The 7566-nt window shown below is 43.8% G+C and carries 7 protein-coding genes; 2 read left to right on the top strand and 5 right to left on the bottom strand.

Annotated elements, in window-relative coordinates:
* Window positions 1-587, bottom strand: a 587-nt coding sequence (locus ICN47_RS04285) for a hypothetical protein (protein WP_216218637.1), incomplete at its 3' end; no start/stop codon positions are given.
* A 143-nt stretch (window positions 588-730) separates the two neighbouring features.
* Here ICN47_RS04285 and ICN47_RS04280 point away from each other — a divergent pair.
* Window positions 731-1678, top strand: a complete 948-nt coding sequence (locus ICN47_RS04280; protein WP_216218636.1) for a hypothetical protein — start codon at window positions 731-733, stop codon at window positions 1676-1678.
* A 24-nt stretch (window positions 1679-1702) separates the two neighbouring features.
* On the opposite strand, the gene ICN47_RS04275 is transcribed toward ICN47_RS04280, so the two are convergent.
* The 3 genes from ICN47_RS04275 to ICN47_RS04265 all read right to left on the bottom strand — a co-directional run bounded on the left by ICN47_RS04275 (window position 1703) and on the right by ICN47_RS04265 (window position 5437).
* Window positions 1703-2269, bottom strand: a complete 567-nt coding sequence (locus ICN47_RS04275; RefSeq protein ID WP_216218635.1) for a site-specific integrase — start codon at window positions 2267-2269, stop codon at window positions 1703-1705.
* 445 nt (window positions 2270-2714) lie between these two features.
* Window positions 2715-3215: a hypothetical protein gene (locus ICN47_RS04270; RefSeq protein WP_068949419.1), complete on the bottom strand. Its 501-nt coding sequence runs from the start codon at window positions 3213-3215 to the stop codon at window positions 2715-2717.
* 41 nt (window positions 3216-3256) lie between these two features.
* Window positions 3257-5437, bottom strand: a complete 2181-nt coding sequence (locus ICN47_RS04265) for a heavy metal translocating P-type ATPase (RefSeq protein ID WP_215311369.1) — start codon at window positions 5435-5437, stop codon at window positions 3257-3259.
* Window positions 5438-5535: 98 nt separating this feature from the next.
* Here ICN47_RS04265 and cadR point away from each other — a divergent pair, with 98 nt between their 5' ends.
* Complete coding sequence (gene cadR, locus ICN47_RS04260) at window positions 5536-5934, top strand: Cd(II)/Pb(II)-responsive transcriptional regulator (protein WP_068949421.1); 399 nt, start codon at window positions 5536-5538, stop codon at window positions 5932-5934.
* 132 nt (window positions 5935-6066) lie between these two features.
* Here cadR and ICN47_RS04255 read toward each other — a convergent pair whose 3' ends face one another.
* A complete protein-coding gene (locus tag ICN47_RS04255) occupies window positions 6067-7278 on the bottom strand; it encodes a site-specific integrase (RefSeq protein WP_216218634.1) in 1212 nt (403 codons plus the stop codon).
* Between the last annotated feature and the right edge of the window lie 288 nt (window positions 7279-7566).

Genomic DNA, 7566 nt, shown 5'->3' with positions numbered 1-7566 from the left:
GCGTCAAACTTCACCTTACTGATCACAGCTTCGCTTACTTCGGCTTTAACAAGCTCAGCACGCTTGGTAGCTGACAAAGGCTTAGTGCCACCCATACGAATTTGCTCAACACCACCGTTTTCTTGCATAAAGACGATTAAGTCTTTGACTCCAACCTCTTGACGCAAGGCTTCACGCAAAGCAATCGAATAAGCGCTGACACGACGGCGATTAACACCAAATACGCACTTAACAACTCGAGTCATATCGTGTGTTGTGGCGCCAAAGCTGTTTGTATAGCCATGCTCCTCAATAAAAGCATCTAATGCTGCTTGCTTTTCCTTACGAATATCTTTGCTCTCGTCCTGCTTCATTACCAAGTAAAACTGGTAAGCCTGTTGCAAGATGGAATACAAGCGATTATTAGACTGGGCAAGCTCAGTAGTTTCCCAGCTGATACGAGCAGTTTCCAAGGACTTCAATTGTTCGACAGAGCTTGCTTGAACTGCAGGTGTCGTGTTTGACACGACAACCGTTACAGGCACATTCAGGGCTGCCAAGTTAATTGAAGGATTTACTGCGTTTACTGCCAAAGTTGCTATTGTCATAAGGTTTCTCCTTTTAATGACGGGTTAGTAAATATGCGGACTGCTTTTGGTTTGTTTCGCTGCCCACAACCCCTACTATCCGCATTAACTATTTAATTGGTCATAGTTGTTATATACTGTTAATCCTATATAGGTAAAGGCTTATGCGGTATATCAGAGGCATTCAAAAGGGGATTGGGCGCTTACGCTCGCGCACTATTGAAGAAGAGCTCAGCTATGCCCGCACTAGCGTTCGGCGTTGGTGGTGGGAATATTTACGACTTAGTAAGGACTACTGGCTCATTTGCCAAACCAGCTCTAGCGCCAACAATCCACGCACCATAGATGATGGAATGCGCTGGCTATATCGCAAGTTTGGGGATATTTATAAAAGCGACTTTGATACTTGGTATGAGCGCACTGGCACCTATATTTTTAAGGAACAAGTGGAGCTTCCCAAGGTCATAGAAATCGTAGAGGATTTAAGCAATCTCACAGAAACGCGGGATGATAAGTTATTAGTGGAAATTCCACTAGACCTTAGCCAAGCAACCATTAGCCGTCAAATCAATCGCATTCTTAAGCAACACATAACAATGCGTCCTGCTAATAAATTACAAATGAGTCAATCTCAATTCCCCATTAACCCCGTGTTGTATCGCTTGCCCGCTCTACAAAGAATGCATGAAATATGGTGTGTTCACAGAGAGGTCGTAGCGAAACCAGTCGCACTAGAACAAGCGAAAGACAAATATTCAACTAAAGGCGACTTGTATCGTATTGGTGTAGCGTTACGATTAAGCCCAAGTAATGAAGGGATGGCCGAAGATGTTGAGTTACATCACCAGCGATTAAATCGTATGCGATCTACTGTAAGTCGCTACATAGGCAAGGCCAAGATGTTGATTGGCAATGTAGAGCTGGGTAAATATCCCGTATTTAAAAAAACTTTACCTGTAGATAGATTTAGCAAAAAACAAAGGGAGTCCCACGCAGAGCTAGAAAAACTTTGGTGGGACTTGGATTTAACATCGCAGCTTAGTGGCACTAAAGTTTTGGATGCCGTGAATAAAATTAACTCTAATGAGATTCGCTACGCTTGGTATAACTAATTGTCGTGCTTAATACTGCACCAGCTATATCAACTCAACGGCCGCCCTTTTCATATCGTCATTTACATCAATGTATTTCTGCGTTACAGCAATACTCTTGTGTCCCGCTAGGCTAGCCAAGATACGCACAGAGATGCCCTTGTTTGCCAAGGTTGTAATAAATTGCCTGCGCCCACTGTGGCTACTAGCACCCGCAATACCCGCTCGCTTATAAAGCCAAAAGAAGTGCTGACATAAGGTATTAGGCGTCCAGCCCAAACGCTTAGATGTATGGAATAAGGGAATATCAGGCATGGTGATATGTCGAGTTTTGAGATACACAGCCAATTCTTCTTTTAACTTTACTGGCAAGAATACCGTTCTGCCGTCATTCCCTTTAGTTTGCTGTGCACTTAAACGAATTTCACTTTTAATCGAGCCATCGTCATTTAATACATCCCCCATTTTTAATTGAGCAATTTCTTTAACGCGAAGTCCTGCCCAATATCCCATAAGAAGCATTGCACGATTGCGTTCTGGATAAGTTGTGCTGCTAATGTAGCGTAAGACTTGTTCTAATTCTGCTGTGGTGAGTGTTTTTGCTTGAGCCATTTTTGTCCTTTAGATAAATAAAACTGTGTATACAGTTTGTATTCTTTTGCTCAAAAGAACGACCAAAATGTGTGATCAATAATCTTTCCAAGAATCAATGACTTAGCATTTAGCTCCGCCAAAGAAAATAGTAATAATCTTTGGTGGAGCTAAATGTATTTATTAAATCTGTGGGATTAAGACTACGAATTTAAGCAAACGCCTCAAATCAGCTCTACACGCTTAAAACAGGGGTTCTCTGATGCACGGCTATTTGGCACCGCAATTAGTTTGCGTATAGACGGTTTTTGAGGGGGTTGTGATGTCGTGTTTAACACGACACCTTACTTAACGACTGCTTGTTACTTTAAAGCAGTCGTTTGTATTACATATTTACCGCTGGCAACTTTCGACCCAAGGGGGACCTTGGAGGACAAGTCCAGTAACTCATCCCCCTAGTGTGTTACTACCTTGACCGATCCATCCACATATAGTTCTGCTGCATCATTTGGTTCATCATGTTCTGCTGCATACCCATGTATTGATCCATCATGTATTGGCGTTGCTTTAACTGCTCAGGTGTTAATTTAGAGTAATAGGGGCCCATACCATTCCAACCCATCATGTGTCCACCCATCATGCCGCCGTTACCACCACAACAACCCATCATTCCCGAACCCCACATGCCTTGCATCATATTCATGTTGCCCTGCATTGTGCTCCAGTGAGCCTGCATCAGCTTTTGCCTTTCTTGCGGATCTTGAGTTGCACGGATCTGATCCATCTGCTGTTGCATCTTTTTAAAGTTCTCTTGAATTTGAGCGGCTTGCTTATCAAACTCCGCTACATCAACATTTTTTTGTTGTGTCTGTGAGGCTTTAGTGCCCGCCCCTGCTGTTTGCGCCAAAACGGGCGCACTTAGTAAAACACCTAAACTTAAAATCGCAACCCATCCTAGCTTTTTCATTTTAGTACTCCTTGAGTTAACTGCTTGATATGAACTAACACCTAGCTTCTTAATAACCGCAATCCATTTGCCACTACTAGCAAGCTCGCACCCATATCCGCAAATACCGCCATCCACATCGTGGCTTGCCCTGTAAAGGTAAGCACAAGGAAAATAGCTTTAATGCCAAGAGCAAGAACAATGTTTTGAGTCAGAATTAGAGCGGTTGATTTGGATAGCCGAATAAAGGTAGCAATCTTGCGTAAATCATCATCCATTAGCGCAACATCAGCAGTCTCTATCGCAGTATCGGTTCCAGCCGCACCCATCGCAAATCCAATACTTGCTCTTGCTAAAGCGGGGGCATCATTAATGCCATCTCCAACCATGCCTACCTTTACATTGGGATCCTTTTTTAGGCGACTGTCAATTATTTTGAGCTTATCTTCAGGCAATAAATTACCCATAATCTCATCGACACCCACCTGTTTACCTATTGCCTTAGCGGTGTGCTGATTGTCACCAGTGAGCATGATGGTAGTCACGCCTAATTGGTGAAGCTCATCAATAGCCTGCTTGCTTGTTTCTCTAACAGTATCGGCCACCGCAATAATGGCTAAAACCTCTGTTTGGTTGGTAAGCAATACGGCCGTTTTGCCTTGCTGCTCTAGTGGTAATAAACGATTCTCAATATCATCAGAGCACAAACCCAATTCTTCAATCAGTCGATGATTGCCAAGGTAATACAAATTACCCTCAATAACGCCTTTGACACCGCGACCCAGAATCGCCTCAAAGCTATCTACAGTCTTTAAATCATTCTTTTGCTCTTGATTAGCATGGGCAATTGCTAGAGATACGGGATGATCAGATCGCGCTGCAAGACTAATGGCAATTTCGTGAATATGCTTGTCATTGCTACTTAATGCAAAAAAGTCCGTTTGTGCAGGCTTCCCGTAGGTTAGTGTCCCTGTCTTATCTACTGCTAAGACCTTCATGCTCCGTCCTGCTTCTAAAAAAGCGCCTCCTTTAATTAAGATGCCTTTTCTTGCAGCGGCTGCTAAGCCACTCACAATCGTTACTGGTGTTGAGATCACCAAAGCACAAGGGCAGGCAATCACTAACATGACTAATGCTTTATAGATCCACTCTTGCCATGACTGCGCTATTAACAATGGAGGCAAAACAGCGACTAACACCGCAAGCAAAAAAACAGCTGGCGTATAGATCTTGGCGAATTGATCAACAAAACGCTGGGTGGGCGCACGACTTCCTTGCGCTGCTTCAACTGCATGAATAATTCGAGCTAGCGTTGAATGAGTCGCTTCTGCAGTAACTTTGTATTCGAACGATCCTGTCTGATTGATCGTTCCTGCAAATACCTCATCGCCAACTATCTTATCGACGGGTAGGCTCTCACCCGTGATTGGCGCTTGATTTACTGCCGAGTTACCACTTATTAATATGCCGTCTAAAGCTATTCGCTCTCCAGGACGCACTCGAACTAAAGCACCTAAAGCGATAGCCTTTACATCCGTTAGCACCCAAGAGCCATCGGCTTGCTGAACGGTTGCGGTTTCAGGGGTGAGGTCTAATAAGCCACGAATCGCATTACGAGCACGATCTAATGACTTGGCTTCAATTACTTCAGCTAGAGTAAATAAGAACATCACCATGGCGGCTTCTGGCCAACTTCCAATCGCCATCGCGCCTGTGACTGCAATTGACATTAAGGCATTGATATTGAGATTGCCATTCTTTAATGCAATCCAGCCCTTTTTATAGGTGGTCAGGCCACCTGAAGCAATTGAGGCGATTACTAGAGCAATGACAATCCACTGATTACCAAGTTGCAGCAATTCCATGATTTCAGCCAAGGTTGCAGTGATACCTGCAACAGCCAATGGCCACCAATTTTTTTTAGGTATAGGCTCAATCGAGCTGTCCTTTGTAGAAGTCTGACCACTTTGTAGCACCGCCTGCATTCCAATTGAACCCAAAGCGGACTCGATAGCGTCAAGTGAGTTGAGATTGTGACCAACCGTGAGTATCCTTTGCATTAAGTTAAAGTCCAGCGACTCAATGCCGCTTACACTAACTAGCTTTTTGCGAATAAGCGCCTCTTCAGTTGGGCAGTCCATATTTTCAATGCGATAGATGGCCTTATTCTTGCTCCGTATCTCAGAAGCCTTTGTCACAGGGGTTGATGTAGAACAACTACAGGAGGTATTGCATTCGCTCATAGCGGAAACCTAAATGATGAAGACATAGAACATTTAACACCCTATAGTAACTATAGAGTCAAGGGATTAGAATAAAAATGTAAAAACTTGGAGGTCAAATGAGAATTGGTGAACTAGCAACAGCCACAGGCACTCAAGTGGAAACTATTCGGTTTTATGAGCAAGAGGGTTTGTTAGCAAAACCGGCTCGATCTGAGGGTAACTTCCGAATCTACGGGGATCAGCACCTGCAACGCCTTACATTTATTCGCCACTGCCGCTCGCTGGACATGACCTTAAGTGAAATTCGTCAATTACTTCGCTTAAAAGATTTGCCCGATGAAAACTGTGATGCAGTAAATGAATTGCTTGATGCCCATATTGAAGGTGTAAGCAATCGAATTAATGAGCTACGCCAACTTGAGCGACAATTAAAGCTGCTCAGAAAACAATGTCATGCGAATCAGGACTCAGCACACTGCGGGATCTTAAATAAATTATCGCTACCCGTGAAGTAAAAAAGAGGTGACACTACCGCCTCTTATTGGCCGTTCTCCGCCAGTCAAATCTCTGAAAACACCTTGTTTTGAGTGTCTGGAGTCTGCCCCTTATCAGCCTGTCGTGTCAAACACGACACCTTTGCCCCTTGTTTATGCCAGCTTCTCAGCATTCATCATTGGGGTTATCTTGCTGTAATGACGCTCAATCATTAAAACGCTTGTGCCCATTTGCTTAGCTAGCGTATGAATATCCACTCCACTAGCCAATGCTTGCGTTGCATACGTATGCCTCAAGCTGTACAGCGTTCTGTTTTGTCCTGCCCCATTTTTAAGCAACCCACTCTTTTTCATTAAGTGCCGAAAGATGTTTTCCAGTAAATGGGGCATTTCACCTGTGGGGAGCGTAAATATCAATCTATCGAGCTTTATTTCGATGATTTCCCCCAAACTGGCATATGGGAGCTTCTGCCAGTGCATTAACCCCTCTAAAACGTCTAAAACAGCGTTTTTAGCGATTAAATACCTCTGCCCCGTCTTGCCACTCACCCATATGCGTAAGTACCGCTTATCACCGATATAGTGCCATTGCAGGTGCTTCCACCTCAGCGGCATAGACTCGGTGCTGTGCCTAATGCCTGTATTCACCAAAAACTGAATGTAAGCGGCACATAGCACCCTAACTTCACCCGAATGTCTGTGGTGAACGTCTTTTTGCCAAATCGGAAAGTAGGTATACAACTGCTCTAACTCTTCTTGCGAAAAAGCGGGACGAGGCTCACTCTTTGCACCAGCAATGTTTAGCAACGGAACAATCTTGTTTTGCGAAATCTGTCCAAGCTCTTTTGCTAACGTCACTACTCTGTTGTATGCCAGTGCGTGATGTTTTTTGGTGATTGCTTTTGACTCTTTGCCCATGACCGAAGTTCTCCACGCTTCAAAGTCTGCAACTAACTCTTGCGTGATTTCACCAACCTTGTATTTTCCGAAAAATGGAATGAGATATTTTTGCCAGATAAAAAAATAATCTTTGTAGTTACGCTCGCCTCTCTTGCCATTCGAAGTGCGACGCATATTTGCCATCTCTTCTAATGCCAACTGTCCAAATGATTTTTCTGTGAGTGCCAACCCTGCATCGATTTTGATGCGGACAGTTTCATAAAGAACTATGGCATTGCGTCTAGCTTCGCTTAGCTCGTCTGTACCAGTGCTTGCCGAATGCCACTTGTTATTTGCCAGCTTAAAGCGGCATTGCCATTGTGCCGACTGGGGACGCTTATAGACAGTCACCTTCCCGTCTATAAGCCTTATAGCCTTTGGGGTTGCGGGGATGGGGTTTGCAAAGAGTTGATTGAGATTAGACATACACGCTTAGTGTGCTGTCGTCTTGCATTTTCTACGACGATTATTTTTTCTTCGTAGTCAAAATCTCACACGATGTTCTGCGAACGCAGATTAATGCGTGTAAGTATTTTTTGATGCCAATATTTGTGGTGTGTAGTGGGCGGGATTTTTTGCGTATGCTTAAAACAATGTTTTAAAACTGTTTTAGTACTCAAAAATATTTTTATGATTCCGTCGCTCTAACCAGCTGAGCTAATTCGCCGAACTGGAAATTATAAATGATAGGCGTCCGTCTGTCTAAATAGACTG

The sequence above is a fragment of the Polynucleobacter sp. AP-Latsch-80-C2 genome, assembly GCF_018882185.1.
Lineage (GTDB): Bacteria > Pseudomonadota > Gammaproteobacteria > Burkholderiales > Burkholderiaceae > Polynucleobacter.
Note: the sequence above shows the minus strand (reverse complement) of the source record. Positions and strands in the feature narration are given on the sequence as shown.